The sequence below is a fragment of the Micromonospora sp. DH13 genome, assembly GCF_020873825.1.
In the GTDB taxonomy this organism is placed as follows: domain Bacteria; phylum Actinomycetota; class Actinomycetes; order Mycobacteriales; family Micromonosporaceae; genus Micromonospora; species Micromonospora haikouensis.
The window spans coordinates 83,361-100,973 of sequence record NZ_JAHWGR010000010.1; the positions used below are offsets into that span (position 1 = coordinate 83,361).

Below are 17,613 nucleotides of genomic sequence, written 5' to 3' on the forward strand. Positions count from 1 at the left end.
CAGTGGATGCTATGACGGCTAGATTGTATCCAATGCTACCCGCGGAAGACGGTGGAGGAGCGCAGCTCGTACCAGCGGGCCAGCTGCTCGCCGGCCTTGATGACGTGCTCGCGCATCTGGTCGGCGGCCCGCTGGGCGTCGCCGTCGGCCAGCGCCTCCAGGATCCGCTCGTGCTCCTGGAAGTTCTCGTCGCGGTGCCGGCTGTCGTTGACGATCAACTGTGCCGACACGTTGCGCGGGAAGGTCTCGTTGATGTCGTTGATCGCCTTGCTCAGCCGGGCGTTGCCGGAGATGCTCGCGATCAGCGTGTGGAAGACGTCGTTGCTGCGCCGGTGGTCGTGCTGGGCGGGCACGCCGTCGCCGCGCCCGGCGACGGAGAGGTCGTACATCTCCTGGTTGGCCGCCCGGAGCTGGTCGATCTGGTCGCGGGTGATCCGGCGCACCGCGCGCGCGGCGGCCAGCGCCTCCAGCTCCGCGCGCACCTCGTAGGCCTCGCGGACGTCCCACGGCGCGGGGACGCTGACCACGGCGCCCTTGTTGGGCAGCACCTCGATCAGGCCGCTGGTCTGCAGCTGACGCAGCGCCTCCCGGACCGGGGTGCGGGAGACGCCGAAGTTGCTGGCCAGCTCGGCCTGGCGCAGCTGGGCGCCGATCGGGATCTCGCCGGTCATGATCCGGTTGCGGATCTGCTCGGCGAGGTCGTCGACGAGGGCGGCGCCGGTCTTGCGGGTTGCCGCCAGTTCCTCGGTGGTCAACCGGCCACTCTCCCTCTGCGTCGATCGATCCGGGCCCCCCGGCCGCTCACCTGCGGCGGAGCATCGGAACGCCGCGTTGGTGACCAAACCTGCCCGTTGGGTCACACCACGATAGCAGGGTGGAGGATGCTTGGACCCACGTGGCCCCGACATGGGTGTGTTTGCTTCCGTAACGGATCCGAAGAAAGTAACATTGGATCCAATGAGAGGGGGCCCGTGTCTACAGAACTACCCTTCGTCGTCCGCGCGCTCCGGTTGGAGGCGGCCGGCGTGCTGTCGGTCGAGCTGGTCCCGGCCGACGCCGACGCGCCACTGCCGGACTGGACCCCCGGGGCGCACGTCGACCTGGTGGTCGGCGACGGTTCCACCCGGCAGTACTCCCTGTGCGGCGAGCCCGGCGCCCCGTGGTGGCGGATCGCGGTCCTGCGCGAGCCCGCCGGCCGCGGCGGCTCGGCCTGGGTCCACGACCACCTGCGCCCCGGCGACCGGGTCCGGCTGCGCGGCCCGCGCAACCACTTCGCGCTGGAACCCGCCGGCAGCTACCTGTTCGTTGCCGGCGGCATCGGCATCACCCCGCTCCTGCCGCTGCTGGCCGAGGCGCGGCGGCGGGGGGCCGTCTTCCGGCTGCACTACTTCGGCCGGAGCCGGCGCGGCATGGCGTTCCTCGACGAGCTCGCCCCCCACGGCGACCGGATCCGGGTGCACGCCGCCGACGACGGGCCCCGGCCCGAGCTGCGCGACCTGCTCGACGGGCTGCCGCCTGACGCGCTGGTCTACGCCTGTGGCCCGAGCCGGCTGCTGGACGGGCTGCGCGCCGCCACGGAGGCGGCCGGCTGCCCCGACCGGCTGCGTACCGAGCTGTTCTCCGCGCCCGCGTCGGAGCAGCCGCAGCCGGCCGGGTCCTTCACCGTCCGGCTCGACCGCAGCGGCGTCGACCTGACGGTGCCCGCCGACCGGTCCGCGCTGGACGTCCTGCTGGAGGCCGGCGTCGAGATCGTCAACGACTGCCACGAGGGGATCTGCGGCAGCTGCGAAACCCGGGTCCTCGCGGGGGCCGTCGACCACCGGGACCACGTCCTCACGGCCCAGGAACGGGCGGCGGGGGACTGCCTGATGGTCTGCGTCTCCCGCGCCGCGGGCGACCGGCTGGTCCTGGACCTGTGAGCCGCCCCGAGGTGCCGCTGCCGACCGCCGCCGGCGGGCGTCCGGCACCCGATCCCCGCTCCACCCCCATTCCCCCACCGCGGAGGTAAGCAGTGCTGCGACAGGCAGACAACGAGAAGCTCACCCGGACCGGGCCCGGCACCCCGCTGGGCGGCCTCATGCGGGCCTACTGGCAGCCGGCCGCGCTGGTGTCGGAGATGCCCGCCGACCGCCCGGTCAAGGCGATCCGGATGTTCGGCGAGGACCTGGTGCTGTTCCGGCGCGCCGACGGCTGGGGGCTGATCAGTCGCTTCTGCGCCCATCGCGGGGTCGACCTCTCCTACGGCCGGCTGGAGGACGGCGGGCTGCGCTGCCTCTACCACGGCTGGCTCTACGACGCGCAGGGACGCTGCGTGGAGCAGCCCGCCGAGCCCCCGCACAGCCAGTTCCTCGACAAGATCCGGATCGCCAACTACCCGTGCGTGGAGCGCAACGGCATCGTCTTCGCCTACCTGGGGGCCGGCGACCCGCCGCCCTTCCCGGCGTACGACTGCTTCACCGCGCCCGACGAGTACACGTTCGCCTTCAAGGGGCTGTGGGAGTGCAACTGGCTGCAGGGGCTGGAGGGCGGCATCGACCCGAGCCACGTCTCCTTCCTGCACCGGTTCGTCGGCGAGGACCCCCGCGACGTCTACGGCCAGCAGTTCAGCGAGGAGGTCGAGGGCACCGGCACGAAGCTGTCGAAGCTGGTCGGCGACCACTACCGCCCCGACATCGAGGTGGAGAGCGCCGAGCACGGGCTGCGGGTCTTCGCGATCCGCCAGCTCACCGAGCAGCACAAGCACGTCCGGGTGACCAACCTGCTGTTCCCCAACGCCTTCGTGGTGCCGTTCGGCAACGACAAGGTCTTCACCCAGTGGCACGTGCCGATCGACGACGAGAACCACCACTGGTTCATGATCTTCTACGACTTCGCCGAGCGGACCGACAAGGAGACGCTGCTGCGCCAGCGGCTGGAGAACGTCTCCCTGCCCGACTACCGCCCGCTGCGCAACCGGTCCAACAACTGGGGCTTCGACCCGGCCGAGCAGCGCGACCTCACGTACACGGGGATGGGGCTCGACATCAACGTCCACGACCAGTGGGCGGTGGAGAGCATGGGCCGCATCCAGGACCGGACCGTGGAGCGGCTCGGCGTGTCCGACCGCGCCGTCACCGCCAACCGGCGGCTGCTGCTGCGCGCGATCGACGCCTTCCAGGCCGGCGGCGCGCTGCCCGCGCACCCGCTCGACGAGGCGGAGGCGGCCGGGCTGGTCGGCCCGCTGGCCGTCGACATGGTCTCGCCCAGCGAGGGCTGGCAGGAGCGGTGGCGGGAGAAGGAGGCCGAACGCCGCAGCCGGTCGCCGTGGCACCGGCCGCAGTCGGAGGTGGCCGGTGCGTAACGCCGACGAGCGCGACGTCTCCGCCGGCGGCGGCGGGGCCAGCGCCCGGCCGATGCTGGCCCAGGACCGGGGCGGCTTCGTCGACCGGCACGACCTGTGGTCCGAGGCGCAGTACGCCGCCGCGGCGCAGATGCGCCGGGTGATCGACGAGCTCGGCATCGAGATGATCCGCTTCGGCTTCGTCGACCAGCACGGGATCATCCGGGGCAAGACCATCGCCCGGTCCGCGGTCGCCGCGGTCATGCGTTCGGGCCTGACCGCGCCCAGTTCGCTGCTGCTCAAGGACACCTCGGGCAGGTCGGTCTTCCCGGTGTTCGCCGCCGACACCGGGGTCGGCGTCGCCGGCTTCGCCGGTGCCGGCGACATCGTCCTCGTGCCGGATCCGTCCTCCTTCCGGGTCGTGCCGTGGGCCGAGCGCACCGGGTGGGTCCTGTGCGACGTCCGCTTCCCGGACGGCTCGGCGGTGCCCTTCTGCACCCGCGGCCTGCTGCGGGACCAGCTGGGCGCGCTGGCCGGGCGCGGCTACGGGATGACCGTCGGCGCCGAGCTGGAGTTCCACGTCTTCCGCGCGGCCGGCACGGGGCTCACCGGTGACCGGGTCGGCCGGCCCGGCGCGCCCGGCGCGGCCGCCCCGGTCGGCCCGACGACGCCCGGCGCGCAACTGCTGCACGAGGAGGCGCTCGACGGCCTCGACGCGCTGGTGCAGGCGCTCTACACCGGGCTGACCTCGCTCGACCTGCCGCTGCGCTCGATCGAGCTGGAGTTCGGGCCGAGCCAGCTGGAGCTGACCATGGCGGCGGCCGACGCCGCGACGACCGCCGACGCGGTGGTGGTGTGCCGCAGCGCGGTGCGGCAGATCGCCCGGCGGCACGGCTTCCACGCGACGTTCATGTCCCGGCCGCAGGGGGCCGAGACGGCCTCCACCGGCTGGCACCTGCACCAGTCGCTGACCGACCTGCGCACCGGCCGGGCCGCGTTCGTGCCCGACGTCGGCGACGCCGGGCCCCTGTCGGCGACCGGCCGCGCCTACCTGGAGGGGCTGCTGCGCCACGCCGCCGCGGCGGCGGCGTTCACCACGCCGACGGTCAACGGCTACAAGCGCTACCAGAGCCACTCGCTGGCCCCGGACCGGGTCGCCTGGGGGGTGGACAACAAGGGTGCCATGGTGCGGGCCGTCGGCGGCCCGGGTGACCCGGCGACCCGGCTGGAGAACCGCTCCGGGGAGCCGGCGGCCAACCCCTACCTGTACATCGCCGCGCAGGCGGTCAGCGGCCTCGACGGCATCACCCGCGACCTGGAGCTGCGGCCGCCGACCACTAACCCGTACGACGCCGCCGCGCCGCCGCTGCCCCGCTCGCTCGGCGAGGCGGTGGCCGCGCTGGAGGCCGACGGGGTGTTCCGGGCGGCGCTGGGCGACGTCGTCGTCGACTGGTACGCCCGCCTCAAGCGGGCCGAGTACGAGCGCTACCTGCTGCACGTCTCGGACTGGGAGCAGCGGGAGTACTTCGGCATGTTCTGACGCACCTGTTCCGACCCAGCTGTTCCGACGAACCTGTCCTGACGCGCAGCTGCCGAGGTGGAAGGAGACGGTGGCGATGGCCCTGTCGCCGCACGACGAGTGGATCCTGGAAAACCGGCTCAGGCCGGTGCTGACCGCGCAGCTGATGGCACAGGCGGCGGCCTGTCCCGCCGGTCCCCACCCGCGCGACCTGATCGACGTGTTCGACTTCGTACGTCGCAATCCCGACCCCGACAAGCCGCGCTACCTCATCCTCAAGACGCCGGAGGGGTTCGCGATAGGCGTCCGTTCGCCCGTACGCGGCGGGCCACCGCAGCTGGTCGACGGCGTGCGCCACGCCACCCGGGACGAGGCGGAGTACGACGTGCTGGTCCGCCGGCTGCACGACTACGGCGTGACCTGGTGAGCCAGCCGCGGCCCGTACCCGTGCCCAGCGGGGTCACGGGCTACTGCGACCGGGTCTCCTACCGCCCCGGTGACACGGTGCGCCTGGCGGTCAGCACGACGGCCGCCAGGTGGCGGGCGGAACTGGTCCGCCTGCGGGCACTCGCGATCCCGTCGGCCGGGGTCGAGCGCCGGCAGGAGCGGGTGGACGCCGTCGCGCCGATCGGCGGGGACGGGATCGACCAGCAGACCGCGGTCGGCTCCTACGTGCGGGTCGACGACCTGCCTGCACCGGGCGAGCATGGGCTGGTGGTGTCGCTCGCGGCGATGCCCACCCGGCCGGGGGACGGTGCCCAGGAGTTGCTCGCCCACGGCTGCCCGCAGGAGGGTTCCGGCTGGGCGGTGGGCCTCGACGCCGAGGGCCGCTTCACGCTGCGGGTGGCGACCGATTCCGGCCTGACCGAGGTCGCAGCCGGCCTCGTACCCCAGGCCGGCTGCTGGTACGAGCTGACGGCGGTGATCGGGGGCCAGGCCGGACGCCCGCTCGCGCTGACGGTCGCGCTGGCCGGCACCTTCGAGGCCAACCATCTGGTACGTCCATCCGCGCCGCCGCACACGTCGTCGACGATCCTTGCGGGTGACCCGGTGCCCGGGGCCGGCCCGTTCTTCTGGGCCTGCGCCGGAACCGGGACGGCCGGTGCGCCGGTGCGGTGCTACGACGGCCGGATCGAGTCCCCGGTCCTGGTCGCCGATGCCACCGCCGCCGGCACGCGCGTGGAGCTGGTTCGGCATCCGGCGCTGCTGGCCCACTGGGACCTGGCGGCGGCGATCGGACCGACCGGGATCGCGCGTACCGCCCTGGTGGCCGATGTCGGCCCGGGGGGACTGCACGGCACCGCGGTGAACCATCCGCAGCGGGCGGTGCGTTCCTCCGGCTGGACCGGTGACGTCGCCGACTTCCGGTTCGCGGCGCGGGAGTACGCCGCGCTGCACTTCCACCGCGACGACATGACCGACTGTGGCTGGCGGTTCCAGGGCGAGCTGGTCCTACCGCCGGAGCTGCGCAGCGGCGTCTACGCCCTCGAGCTGACCGATACCGACGGCGGCCGGGACACGGTTCCCGTCTTCGTCGCGCCGCCCGAAGGGACGGCGACCGCACCGGTGCTGCTCGTGCTGCCCACCAACAGCTACCTCGCCTACGGCAACGACCACGTGGGCGTGGACAGCCCACGTACCCAGGTCTGGAGCCAGATGGTGCCGACGCTCGACGACTTCGAGCTGTTCCGCGACGCGCGCCGGGAGTTGGGGTACTCCCTGTACGAGGCACACGCCGACGGTTCGGGGGTGTGCTATTCGAGCTGGCGCCGGCCGCTGCTGACGCTGCGCGAGCGGGTCTACGACCACAACGCGCCGGTGTGGCAGTTCACCGGCGACATGCAGGTGGTCGACTGGCTGGACCGCACCGGTCGGGAGGTCGACATCGTCACCGATCACGACCTGCACGCCGAGGGGGTGGGTCTGCTGGCGCGCTACCGTGCGGTGTTGACCGGTACCCATCCGGAGTATCCGAGCCTGGAGATGCTGCGGGCCTACGAGGAGTACGTCGCTACGGGCGGGCGGCTCATCTACACCGGCGGCAACGGCATGTACTGGGTCACCGGCTACGACCCCTGCGACGACCAGGTGATCGAGATCCGGCGGTGGGGTGGGACGCAGGCGTGGCTGGCCGAGCCGGGGGAGTACCACCTCGGTTTCACCGGTCGTCTGGGTGGTATCTGGCGGTTCAACGGTCGGGCGCCGCAGAAGACCTTCGGTGTGGGATTCGTGGCCGCCGGCAATCCTGGCGCGTCCGCCGGCTACCGGCGGGTGGCCACCGACCCCGCGGTCGCCTGGGTCTTCGCGGGCCTGACCAGGGAGTACTTTGGCGGGTACGGGGTTTCCGGCGGCGCGGCGGGGCTGGAGATCGACTCCGTGAGTCCGTTGCTGGGGACCTCACCGGATGCCGTGGTGCTGGCCAGCTCGGTCGGGCACGGCGACGACATGATCGAGGCGCGGGAGAACTTCAACATGACGAGCCGGGTGCTCGGTGGCGCGCGTAACCCCCGGGTGCACGCCGATCTCGTGCTGGTGCCGCGCGAGGGGGGCGGGGCGGTCGTCTCGACCGGGTCGATCGCCTTTGCCGGCGCGCTCTACGACCTGGCTGGGCAGGCGGAGATATCCCGCCTGCTTGGCACCGTTCTGGACCGGTTTGTGGCTGGCCTGCCCGTGCTGGATACACCCGCGTAACGGAACCGAGACGAGGAATTGTGGATGCACATATTGAGTTCGGGATCCAACCAAAGGTCTAATGGATCCAACGCGGGGGGGCGTTGCTGCGACAGCTAACCAGGCATGCGGAAAGCACATGGAGGAACCCTTGCGCATACTCCTGACCCACCCGAGCCGGCGACTGCGCGCGGCGCTTGTCGCCGGAACAGCGCTGGCGCTCGTTCTCGCCGGCTGCTCGTCCACGGACTCCGACAAGCCCGCGAGCTCCGACGGCTCGCAGAGCCTGAGCGGAAAGATCGTCTGGGCCGACTTCGGCGGCCCCACCAACAAGGCCCGGTACACCACCTACTTCGACGACTTCACCAAGGACACCGGCGTCAAGGTGATCTCCGAGGTCGAAGCCGACGCCATCGTGAACACGATGCTCACCGGCGGCAAGGGCGACTACGACGCGATCCACGTCGGCCTGGACGTCGTCTACCAGAACAAGGCCAACATCGCCCGGCTCGACGACGCGGTCGGGCGCGACACCAACCTGCCCGAGAACATCCGCGACTACGCGTTCGGCACCTTCCTGGTCGGGCACGTCCAGGCGTACCTGACCGAGACCTTCCCCAACGGTGGGCCGAAGACCTGGGCCGACTTCTGGGACGTCAAGAAGTTCCCCGGCAAGCGTGGCTGGATGGGCAGCCCGGGCAGCTACGACAGCGCCTGCGAGATGGCCGAGCTGGCCTCGGGCATCGCCCCGGACAAGCTGTACCCGCTCGACCTGGACCTGTGCACCAAGAAGCTCGACGAGCTTCGGCCGAACATGGTCTTCTACACCTCCTACCCGCAGATCCAGCAGCTGCTGACCTCCAAGACGGCCGCGGTCGTGGCCGGCCCCTCCGGTCAGGCGGTCGCCCTCAAGAACCAGGGCGTGGACGTCACCATCTCCTTCGACCAGGCGATCGTCGCACCGAACGTGATCGCCATCCCGGCCAGCGCGCCCAACATGACGAACATCCAGGCCCTGGCCAAGGTCTTCAACGACCCGGAGCGTCAGGCGGCGTTCGCCAAGCTGACCGGCTACGGTCCGGGCAACCCCGAGGCGTTCAACTTCATGGACGAGGAGACCAAGGCGAAGATCGTCAATGCGCCCGCGCATTCGTCGGCGGTCTTCCAGGACTCCGAGGCCAGGTCCAAGCAGCAGGACGCACTGCTCGCCTGGTACACCAAGTGGCTCGCAGGATGACCGGCGGTGGGGGCGCGCAGACCGCGGCCCCACCCGTCCTGCTGCTGGGCCGGATCCACACCATGGATCCGGCCCGGCCGGTGGCGTCGGCGATGCTCGTCGCCGACGACCGCGTGGTGTCGATCGGGGAAGCGGCCGAGGTCCGTGCGGCGGCACCGCCGGAGACGATCGAGGTCGCGGCGCGGGGCGTGGTGGTGCCGGGTTTCCTCGACTCCCACCTGCACACGCTGGTCACCGGGATCGAACAGCGCCGACTCGTCATCGCCGAGGCGAACTCGATCCAGGAGGTCTGCGAGCGTATCGGCGCCTGGCTGGCAGACCGACCGGGGCTCGACTGGGCGGTCGTCGGGGCCCACTTCCACGCCGAGGACCTGGCCGAGGGCAGGCTGCCCGACCGGTACGACCTCGACCGGGTCACCGGCGGCACCGCCGTCGTCCTGGACCGGCGTACCCACGACGCGATCGCCAACTCGGCGGCCCTGCGGCGTTGCGGCATCGACGCCCGTACACCCGATCCCACCGGCGGGCACCTGGAGCGCGACGCGCACGGCGAGCCGACCGGGATCCTGGTCGAACGTCCCGCCGCCGAGCTGGTATTGGCCCACGTCCCGGCCCCCGGGCACCAGGCGCTTCGCGCGGCATTGGCGCAGGCGCAGTCCTACCTGCACAGCATCGGCATCACCAGCGCCAGCGAGCCCGGCCTGGTCGAGGCGGAGATGCGGGTCTACCGGGAGGCGGCAGCCGAGGGCTGGCTGACCCTGCGCACGATGGGCATGCCACTGGCCGACACGAGCGTGCCACCCGCGCGGTTCCTCGCCGGGCTCGGCGCCGAGGGCGTGGGCACCGGTCGCGGTGACTCCCGCTTCCGGCGCGGCCCGCTGAAGATCTACCTCGACGGCGCCGGAGGGTTCGGCACCGCGCTCATCTCCCGGCCGTGGCCGGGGCGGCCCTCCTACCACGGCAACCTGACCTGTCCCGCCGACGTCTTCGCCGAACTCGTCGCGCACTGCGCGCAGAACGGCCACTCCGTCGCCGTGCACGCCGTCGGCGACGCCGCCGTCACGCTCGCACTGGACCACTTCGAACGCGTCGACGCGCGGTGGCCGATTGCGCCCCTGCGATTCTCGATCATGCACTCGTACCTGTGGCCGGCGCCCGCCGACATGGCCCGTGCGGCCCGGCTGGGCGTCGTCCTTTCCAGCCAGCCGTCGATGCAGTGGCGCGTCGGCGCCGGCATCGCCAGGCAGTTCGGGGAGGAGGTCCCACTCGCGCCGCTGCGCGCCTGGCTCGACGCCGGTGTCACCGTCGCGGGCGGCTCCGACGGACCCGACTTCCCCATGGCGCCGCTGTTCGGCATGTGGCAGGCGCGCAGCCGGCAGGTCCGCGGCTGGAGCGGACCGCTCGGACCCGATCAGGCGGTCACCGCGGCGGAGGCGCTGGCGATGTACACCACCTCGGCGGCGTACTACTGCTTTGCCGAGCGCGAGCGCGGTCGGCTCGCACCCGGCTATCTCGCCGACTGGGTCGAGCTGGAGGTCGACCCGCTCAGTTCGCCGTTGGCGGAGCTGGCCGAGGCCGCCGCCCGCCCGGTGCTGCGCACGGTGGTCGGCGCGACGGTGGTGCACGGGCCCGGATTCGCGGACTGACAAGGACAAGTGGGGGGACCTGGCATGCCTGATCATCTGCCCCGGGAGGCGGGGACCGTCGTCGTCGGCGGCGGCACGAGCGGCAACGTCGTCGCGGCGAGACTCGCCCTGGCCGGAGTGGACACGCTCGTGCTGGAGGCCGGGCCGGATTTCGGTCCCTTCGGCTCCGCCGCGTGGCCCGCGGACATCCTCGACGCCACCCGGCTCGGCCACTCCCACGACTGGGGCTACGACTCCGGCGACACCCTGCCCACCAGGGTCGCCTTCGAGCGGGCCCGCGCCATCGGGGGCTGTTCCGACTTCAACGGGACCACCCAGACCTGGGGCCACCGGCGCGACTACGACGACTGGGCCGCCGCCGGCAACCCCGGGTGGAGCACCGACGAACTGCGACCGCTCTTCGCCGAGGCCACCGAGATGATGCGGGTCAAGCGGTACCGCGCCGAGGAGCTGACGCCCTGGCAGCGGGCGTGGTACGACGGCGGAACCGCCATCGGTCTGCCACAGCTGGAGACGCTCAACGACCTCGACGAGACGGTCGGGTTCGCGCCAGAGGACAACAACATCGTCGACGGCATCCGATGGAACACCGCATTCGCCTACCTCGACCCGGTCCGGCACCTGGCGAATCTCCGGATCGTCGGTGCGGCGCACGTCGACCGGGTCCTCGTCACCGCGGGCAGAGCCACCGGCGTCGTGGTGCTCTGGCGCGGCGAGTCGCATGTCGTGCACGCCGATCGCGTCGTCGTCTGCGGGGGCGCCTACAACTCGCCGCAGGTCCTGCAACGCTCCGGCATCGGCGATCCGCGCCTGCTCAAGGAGCTGGACATCGACGTCGTCAGCGACCTGCCCGGTGTCGGGGAGAACCTGCACGACCAACCGTTCCTGCTGATGAGCTGGGCCGGCTCCGACGCGATGAGCGCCGCCATGCGGCGGGCGCGCGAGAGCGGCTGGGCCCCCGACGAACAGGCGATGGCCAAAGCGGCGTCGTCGTTCGACCCCGACGTCTTCGACATGCACTTCCTGCCCTACAGCCCCACCCACCGGGGCGAGCAGAAGCGGTGGAGCTGCGGCGTCGGTGCCCTGCTGCCGCGCTCCCGGGGCCACGTGCGTATCCGCTCGCTCGACCCGGAGGCCAACCCGCTCATCGACCACCGTTTCCTGAGCGACCCCGAGGGCCACGACGCCCAGGTGCTCGCCGAGGGCATCGAAGCGCTGCGGGCCATCGCCGCCTCGCCCGCAGTGCGTGAGCTGGTCGGGCGCGAGCTGCGGCCGGGGCCGGAGCTGGCCGACCGGGCCAGCCTGGTACGCCACATCCAGGCCAACCCCGACAACTACTGGCACCCGGTCGGCACCTGCAAGATGGGCCCCGCCACCGATCCCACGACTGTTGTCGGCCACGACGGGCAGGTGCACGGCGTCGCGGGCTGCTTCGTCGCGGACTGCTCGATCATGCCGACGATCCCGCGGGCGACCACTGCGATGCCCGCAGTGGTGATCGGCGAACGGATCGCCCGGTTCCTACTTCGATCCGACAAGGAGACCTGATGGCCGACGCCAGCGGCTACCAGCACGACGTCCCGGGCGGCGCTGCCTGGTCACTTAACCTGAGGCGCGGCAGCACCCTGCGCCTGGCGGCGCTGGGCGCCGACGCGGTCGCCAGCATGCTGCTGTACGCGGCGGACGACCGGTGGGAACGGCTCAACGTGCCGGACACCCTGAAGGCGCAGATGTCGGCGCGGATCCACCCGCCGATGGTGCTGATGTCGGACATGGGCAGGGCGCTGGCCTCGGTGACCGGCTCCTCGTCGGACTGGCACGACGCGATCACCGGCCACAGCGTCGACGCCGACCTGGCCCGGTTCGGCCCGTCGGACTACGGGCGCGACCGCAACGGATGGCGGCGCAGCGCCCGCAGCCTGCTGCTCGACGAGCTGTACGGGCACGGCCTCGGCGAGCGCGACCTGCACGCCACCGTCAACTGGTTCGTCAAGGTGCGACCCGGCGGCGACGAGCGCGGCACCCTCGGCTACGTCCCGGGGCACACCGCGGCCGGCGACTGGGTGTGCCTGCGGGCCGAACAGGACCTGTTGGTGGTGTTCGCCACCGCCCCGCACCCGCTGGACCCGGCGGCGCGGTGGCGGCCGGCCGGCGTACGGGCCGTGGTCGCCCCCGGCGACCCCGCGCCCGCCGACGACCCCAGCCGGGCGTTCCGGGCCGAGTCCGCCCGGGCGCTGGCCGCCGCCGAGCGGAGCGCGCGATGAGCGCCCCGGTGGACCCGGAGGTCCTGTTCGACGTGACCGTCGCGGCCGGCGACGGCTGGCTCGGCGAGATCCCGGCCGGCGGCCGGCTGCGCATCGTCGACCTGCACGGCAACCAGGCCGTGGACACCCTGCTGTACGACGCGCGGGACACCGCCAACCGGTACAGCGCCGTGGACACCGTCCGCGCGCAGGGCTCGGCGTACCTGACCACCGGCTCGGTGCTGCGCAGCGTGCGCCTCGACCCGCTGGCCACGATCGTCGACGACACCTGCGGCCGGCACGACACCCTCGGCGGCGCGTGCGCCAAGGAGAGCAACGTCGTGCGCTACGGCGAACACACCCGCCACCAGCACGCCTGCCGGAGCACGTTCCTGCGCTACGCCGTGGCCGGCGGGCTGGAGAAGCGGGACCTCACCCACAACATCAACTTCTTCATGAACGTGCCGCTGACCGAGGCCGGCGGGCTCACCTTCGAAGACGGCGTCTCCGCCCCCGGCAAGCACGTCGAACTCCGCGCGGAGCGCGACATCCTGGTCCTGATCAGCAACTGTCCACAGGTGAACAACCCGTGCAACGGCTACGACCCGACCCCGGTGCGGCTGCTCGGGTGGGCGTCGTGACGCGGCAACCGGTCTGGATCACGGAGTTCTCCCCGGAGGCGGTGGCGCGGTTCGCCGCCGAGGCGCCCGACGGGCCGCTGGCCGGCGTCCGGTTCGCCGTCAAGGACAACCTGGACGTCGCCGGCTACCCGACCACGGCGGCCTGCCCCGACCTGGCCGACCGGCCGGCGGCCACGTCCGCCACCGCCGTACGCCGCCTGGTGGCGGCCGGCGCGGCCCCGGTCGGCAAGACCAACATGGACCAGTTCGCCACCGGCCTCGTCGGCACCCGCAGCCCGTACGGCGCCTGCCACAGCGTCCACAGCCCGGCGCACGTCAGCGGCGGAAGCAGCTCCGGCAGCGCCGTCGCGGTGGCATCCGGCCTGGTGCCGCTGGCGCTGGGCACCGACACGGCCGGCTCCGGCCGGGTGCCGGCCGCGTTCAACGGCCTCGTCGGGCTCAAGCCGACCCGTGGGCTGGTCTCCACCCGTGGGCTGCTGCCGGCCTGCCGGTCGCTGGACTGCGTCACCACGTTCACCCGCACGGTGGCCGGGGCCGCGTCCGCCCTCGACGTGCTGGCCTGGGCCGACCCCGACGACCCGTGGTCGCGGCCGGCTCCGCCGGCCCCGCCGCCCGGCGTGGCCGCCCGGATGCGTACGGTCGCGGTGCCCGCCGGTGACCTGGACCTCGACCCGCCCCACCGGGCGGCCTGGGCGGCGGCGCTGCGCCGGCTCGACACGGTGGCCGCCCAGGTGGTGCCCGTCGACCTCGGTCCGTTCCTGGCCGCCGCCGCCCTGCTGTACGGCGGGCCGTGGGTCGCCGAGCGGTGGGCCGCGTTCGGGGCGCACCTGTCCGGTGCCGGCGTGGACCCGACGGTCCGCAGCATCGTGACACCCGGCCGGGACGTCGCCGGCCCCGACGTGTTCGCCGCGCTGGACCGGCTCGCCGCGCTGCGCCGGGCCACCGAGCAGGTCTGGCTGGACGTCGACGCCCTGCTGCTGCCGGTCACGCCGGGACACCCCACCCTCGCGGAGGTCGCCGCCGACCCGGTCGGCGTCAACAGCCGGCTCGGCACGTACACCAACTTCGTCAACCTGCTGGACCTGTGCGCGGTGGCCGTGCCGGCCGGCGCCCGGTCCGACGGCCTGCCCTTCGGGGTGCAGTTCGTCGCGCCGGCCTTCGCCGACCTGCCGCTGCTCGACCTGGCCGCCCGCTGGTGCGGCGAGCCGCCGCGCGGGGTGGACGCGCCGTCACCGGGGACCGCGCTGGTCGCGGTCGCCGGGGCGCACCTGACCGGGATGCCGCTCAACCCGCAGCTCGTCGCGCTCGGCGGGCGGCTGCACACCCGGGCCCGCACGGCCCCCGGGTACCGGCTCTACCGGCTGCCCGGCCCCGGCGTCGCCCGGCCCGGCCTGGTGTTCACCGGCGACGGACCCGACGGCGGCATCGCCGTCGAGGTGTGGCAGCTGCCGCAGCAGGCGGTCGGCGCGCTGCTGGGCAGCATCCCGCCGCCGCTCGGGCTCGGGCCGGTCGGCCTGGATGACGGCACGACCGTGACCGGCTTCCTGGCCAGCGACCACGGGGTACGCGACGCCCGGGACGTCAGCGCCGCCGGCGGGTGGCGGGCCGCGCTGCGCGCGGACCGGGCCTGACCGCCCCCGCCTCACACCATCGCCAGCAGCATCAGCCCCATCACCGCCCCCATCGTGGCGTGACAGAGGCCCTCCACCCGCACGGCGGGACCGGCCGGGGACGCGACAGCCCCGGCCTGGTCCGGCCACCACGGCGTCAGCCGCAGGCCGCGACCGGCCCACCAGCCGGCGGTGAGCAGCAGGTATCCGCCCAGGGCGAGGCTGACCACCGAAGGCCACCAGAGAGCCCCCGCCGGGCCGCCGTGATGGCCCCCGCCCCCCGGGTGCCCGCTCGGCCAGGCCATCCAGGCCATCGCCGCCATGGAGACCGCGAAGTACCAGGTGACCGCCCGGGACCCGTGCGGCAGCCGGCCCGGCGAACGGGCGGCGAGCACCACGAACCACAGCGCGGCCGGCGCGAACACGGCCACCCACACCGCCCCGGGCACGGCGACCGTCCACACCATCGCCGTCATCGCCACCGCCATGAGCAGGTGGGCGGCGTCGCAGCCGCGGTGCCGGGCGGGGCGTGCCGGCCCGCCGCCGGCCGCCGGCCGCAGGAGCCGGGACGCGAAGTAGGGGGCCACGACGGCCAGCGCGAGCGTCATCGGCCAGCGCAGCGCTTCGCTCATCGGCGGGCGGTCCCTTCATCCGGCAGGGCGGGGGACAGTCAGGAAGGACGTCCGCCCGGGACCGTCGTGGCCGCGCCCGGGGCGGGTGCCGGGCGTGCGGTGCGCCGGGCTCTCCGACAGCCTTTCACCTCCCGCCCGCATTGGGAAGAGCCGAGTGACACCGTCGGGACGGCATCCGAGCTGCGGAAACGGGTCACCGCGCCGATGCCCGGCCGCCCCGTCGGGCGAGCAGCAGCGCCGCCGTGAGGACCGCCGCGGCCACCGGCAGGCCCCAGGGCCGCCGGGCGGCCTGCACCGTGAAGGCGACCGGGCGGCCGGGCACCTCGATCCGGCCGTCGATCTCGAACCTCCCGTACGGGGCCGCGCCCGTGGGCACCGTGATCAGGTAGTCGCGGGTGGCCCCGGCGGCTACGGTGCCGATCGCCGGGGCGGCCACGATGGTCCGGGCCCGGCCGGGCGGCCCGACGAGCAGCGTGAACGGCGGGTCGGTGACGTCCTCGGTGCCAGGGTTGCGCAGGGTGAACCGCACGGCCAGCTCGCCCGGCAGGCCGAACCAGCCGCCCGGTCCGGACCGGTCGTCGGCGCGCAACGCGTCCAGGGCCAGCGCGGCCGGGACGCCCGGCGCGGCGGGCGGCGCGTCCACCCCGGTCAGCGGCAGGTCGGCGGTGGCGGCGGCCGTGCCGGTCGGCGTCCGGACGCGCAGCACGCAGGGGCAGGCCACCGGCGGGGCGGCCAGCAGCAGCGGCAGCCGGGCGCGGCCGGACGGCGGCACCTGGGCGTGCGTGGCGTCGCCCGTCGCGCAGTCCAGCGCCCCGCGCCGGGCGGCGTTGCCGCACACCTCGACCTGCACCGTGCCGGCGGGCCAGCCGTCGAGGCCGACCAGCACCCGCTGCCCGACGCGCAGCGGCCCGGCGGGCAGGGTGACGCCGGGCCCGTCCTTGGGGGCCCCGGCCGCCCCGGGCGCCAGCGCCAGGGCCGCGACCAGGGCCAGCGGGGCGGCGGCGCGGGTCCGGGCGGTCATGCCGTCGCCCGCCCGGCGTCCACGGTGGCCCGCCCACCGTCGCCGGGGGCGCGGCGCCGCCGCCACCACCGCAGCCCGCCCCAGCAGCCGGCGACCGCGAGCAGCGCCAGCGGCACCCACGGCGGGGCCCAGACCCCGGCGGAGCGCAGCACCGGCGGCAGCGCGGTGTCCGTGGTGGTCGCCGCGAGGTCGACCTCGGCGGTCAGCCGCAGCAGCGGGGGCACGCCGGTGATCCGCTCGGTGACGGTGAAGGTGCCCCCGGGCAGCAGCTCCGGCAGGTCGGTGGGGGAGGTGCGGGCCTGTTCCCAGCCGAAGGGCCCGGCGACGCGCACCGTGCCGCTGCCGGTGACCCGGACGTTGCCGGTGTTGCGCACCCGGTAGCGGACCACGAGGTCGCCGCCGGCGAACGGGTCGACCGGGTTGTCGTACGAGAGGTCGACCGACTCGACGGTGACGGCGGGGCGGACCGGGCCGGTGACCCGCAGGTGGACCCGGGCGGCGAGGCGCTGGTCGACCAGGACCCGCTGCCCGTCGGCGGTGGTCCGGGCGCGGGCGACCGCGCCGATCACCCCGCCGGCGTGGTCGCCCGGGGTGGCGTCGGCCGGCACGGCGAGGCGGAACGGGATGTCGACCCGTTCGCCGGGCGGGACCGTCCAGGCCCGCCGCTCGAACCGGATCCACGAGCCCACGTCGGTGGCGGGCTGGTCGGCCGGCAGCAGCGCGAACGCGCCGTCGGCGGTGGTGTACGCGTCGGTGCCGTACACGTCGAAGGTGAGCGGGCGGTCGCCGAGGTTGGTGATGCCGACGTGGTCGGTCAGGGTGCTGCCCGGGGCCAGGTCGTAGATGAAGTAGTTGCGCCCGGTCGGTCCCTTGGCACTGGAGGGCTGCACGGCCCACCGGGCCGCGCCGGTGCGGTCGGTGGCGTCGACGCTCGGCGACGGGGCGGGCGCGGCGTCGGCCGGCGCGGGCAGGGTCGCCGCCGTGAGCAGCGCGGCGGCGAGGGCGACGCTCGCCCGGGACAGGGCGGTGGGCAGGGGCATGCCGGGCTCCGCAGGTGGTCGGGCCGGTGGGACGG

General features: G+C 73.8%; 15 protein-coding genes. 11 read left to right on the top strand and 4 right to left on the bottom strand.

The genetic code is table 11. The annotated features are described in order from the left end of the window. Window positions 1-35 precede the first annotated feature (35 nt). A complete protein-coding gene (locus LPA42_RS12565) occupies window positions 36-755 on the bottom strand; it encodes a GntR family transcriptional regulator (protein ID WP_198956737.1) in 720 nt (239 codons plus the stop codon). A gap of 216 nt (window positions 756-971) precedes the next feature. Between LPA42_RS12565 and LPA42_RS12570 the strand changes: the two genes are divergently transcribed. From LPA42_RS12570 to atzF, 11 genes are all read left to right on the top strand, one after another. Next, window positions 972-1,919 carry a PDR/VanB family oxidoreductase gene (locus LPA42_RS12570; protein ID WP_228986563.1) on the top strand — a complete coding sequence of 316 codons (948 nt, stop codon included), beginning with the start codon at window positions 972-974 and terminating at the stop codon, window positions 1,917-1,919. 92 nt (window positions 1,920-2,011) lie between these two features. Further along, window positions 2,012-3,340, top strand: coding sequence for a Rieske 2Fe-2S domain-containing protein (locus tag LPA42_RS12575; RefSeq protein ID WP_077939747.1), 1,329 nt, complete (start codon window positions 2,012-2,014; stop codon window positions 3,338-3,340). Beyond that, window positions 3,333-4,859 carry a glutamine synthetase family protein gene (locus tag LPA42_RS12580; RefSeq protein ID WP_198956738.1) on the top strand — a complete coding sequence of 509 codons (1,527 nt, stop codon included), beginning with the start codon at window positions 3,333-3,335 and terminating at the stop codon, window positions 4,857-4,859. The genes LPA42_RS12575 and LPA42_RS12580 overlap by 8 nt, the downstream gene beginning before the upstream one ends. A gap of 76 nt (window positions 4,860-4,935) precedes the next feature. Then, entirely contained in the window at window positions 4,936-5,265 is a 330-nt protein-coding gene (locus LPA42_RS12585; RefSeq protein ID WP_077939748.1) for a hypothetical protein, read from the top strand. Beyond that, window positions 5,262-7,529 carry a N,N-dimethylformamidase beta subunit family domain-containing protein gene (locus LPA42_RS12590; protein WP_077939749.1) on the top strand — a complete coding sequence of 756 codons (2,268 nt, stop codon included), beginning with the start codon at window positions 5,262-5,264 and terminating at the stop codon, window positions 7,527-7,529. The genes LPA42_RS12585 and LPA42_RS12590 overlap by 4 nt, the downstream gene beginning before the upstream one ends. A 130-nt stretch (window positions 7,530-7,659) precedes the next feature. Then, a complete protein-coding gene (locus LPA42_RS12595) occupies window positions 7,660-8,745 on the top strand; it encodes an extracellular solute-binding protein (RefSeq protein WP_158229492.1) in 1,086 nt (361 codons plus the stop codon). Beyond that, window positions 8,742-10,391 (top strand): amidohydrolase, encoded by a 1,650-nt coding sequence (locus tag LPA42_RS12600; protein WP_228986564.1) that lies wholly within the window; start codon window positions 8,742-8,744, stop codon window positions 10,389-10,391. The genes LPA42_RS12595 and LPA42_RS12600 overlap by 4 nt, the downstream gene beginning before the upstream one ends. Before the next feature lie 24 nt (window positions 10,392-10,415). Next, the gene (locus LPA42_RS12605; protein WP_077939752.1) at window positions 10,416-11,939 is read left to right on the top strand and encodes a GMC family oxidoreductase; all 1,524 of its coding nucleotides are present in this window, start codon (window positions 10,416-10,418) and stop codon (window positions 11,937-11,939) included. Further along, window positions 11,939-12,655 (top strand): urea amidolyase associated protein UAAP1, encoded by a 717-nt coding sequence (locus LPA42_RS12610; RefSeq protein WP_077939753.1) that lies wholly within the window; start codon window positions 11,939-11,941, stop codon window positions 12,653-12,655. Before LPA42_RS12605 ends, LPA42_RS12610 begins: the two co-directional genes overlap by 1 nt. Continuing rightward, window positions 12,652-13,275, top strand: coding sequence for an urea amidolyase associated protein UAAP2 (locus LPA42_RS12615; protein ID WP_077939754.1), 624 nt, complete (start codon window positions 12,652-12,654; stop codon window positions 13,273-13,275). Before LPA42_RS12610 ends, LPA42_RS12615 begins: the two co-directional genes overlap by 4 nt. Next, entirely contained in the window at window positions 13,272-14,906 is a 1,635-nt protein-coding gene (gene atzF / locus LPA42_RS12620; RefSeq protein WP_077939763.1) for an allophanate hydrolase, read from the top strand. The genes LPA42_RS12615 and atzF overlap by 4 nt, the downstream gene beginning before the upstream one ends. Before the next feature lie 11 nt (window positions 14,907-14,917). Here atzF and LPA42_RS12625 read toward each other — a convergent pair whose 3' ends face one another. From LPA42_RS12625 to LPA42_RS12635, 3 genes are all read right to left on the bottom strand, one after another. Further along, the gene (locus LPA42_RS12625) at window positions 14,918-15,517 is read right to left on the bottom strand and encodes a DUF5134 domain-containing protein (protein WP_077939755.1); all 600 of its coding nucleotides are present in this window, start codon (window positions 15,515-15,517) and stop codon (window positions 14,918-14,920) included. Window positions 15,518-15,710: 193 nt separating this feature from the next. Continuing rightward, on the bottom strand, window positions 15,711-16,538 hold the full coding sequence (locus LPA42_RS12630) for a hypothetical protein (RefSeq protein WP_144082785.1): 828 nt from the start codon (window positions 16,536-16,538) through the stop codon (window positions 15,711-15,713). Further along, a complete protein-coding gene (locus tag LPA42_RS12635; RefSeq protein WP_077939757.1) occupies window positions 16,535-17,578 on the bottom strand; it encodes a DUF916 domain-containing protein in 1,044 nt (347 codons plus the stop codon). The genes LPA42_RS12630 and LPA42_RS12635 overlap by 4 nt, the downstream gene beginning before the upstream one ends. Window positions 17,579-17,613: the final 35 nt, after the last annotated feature.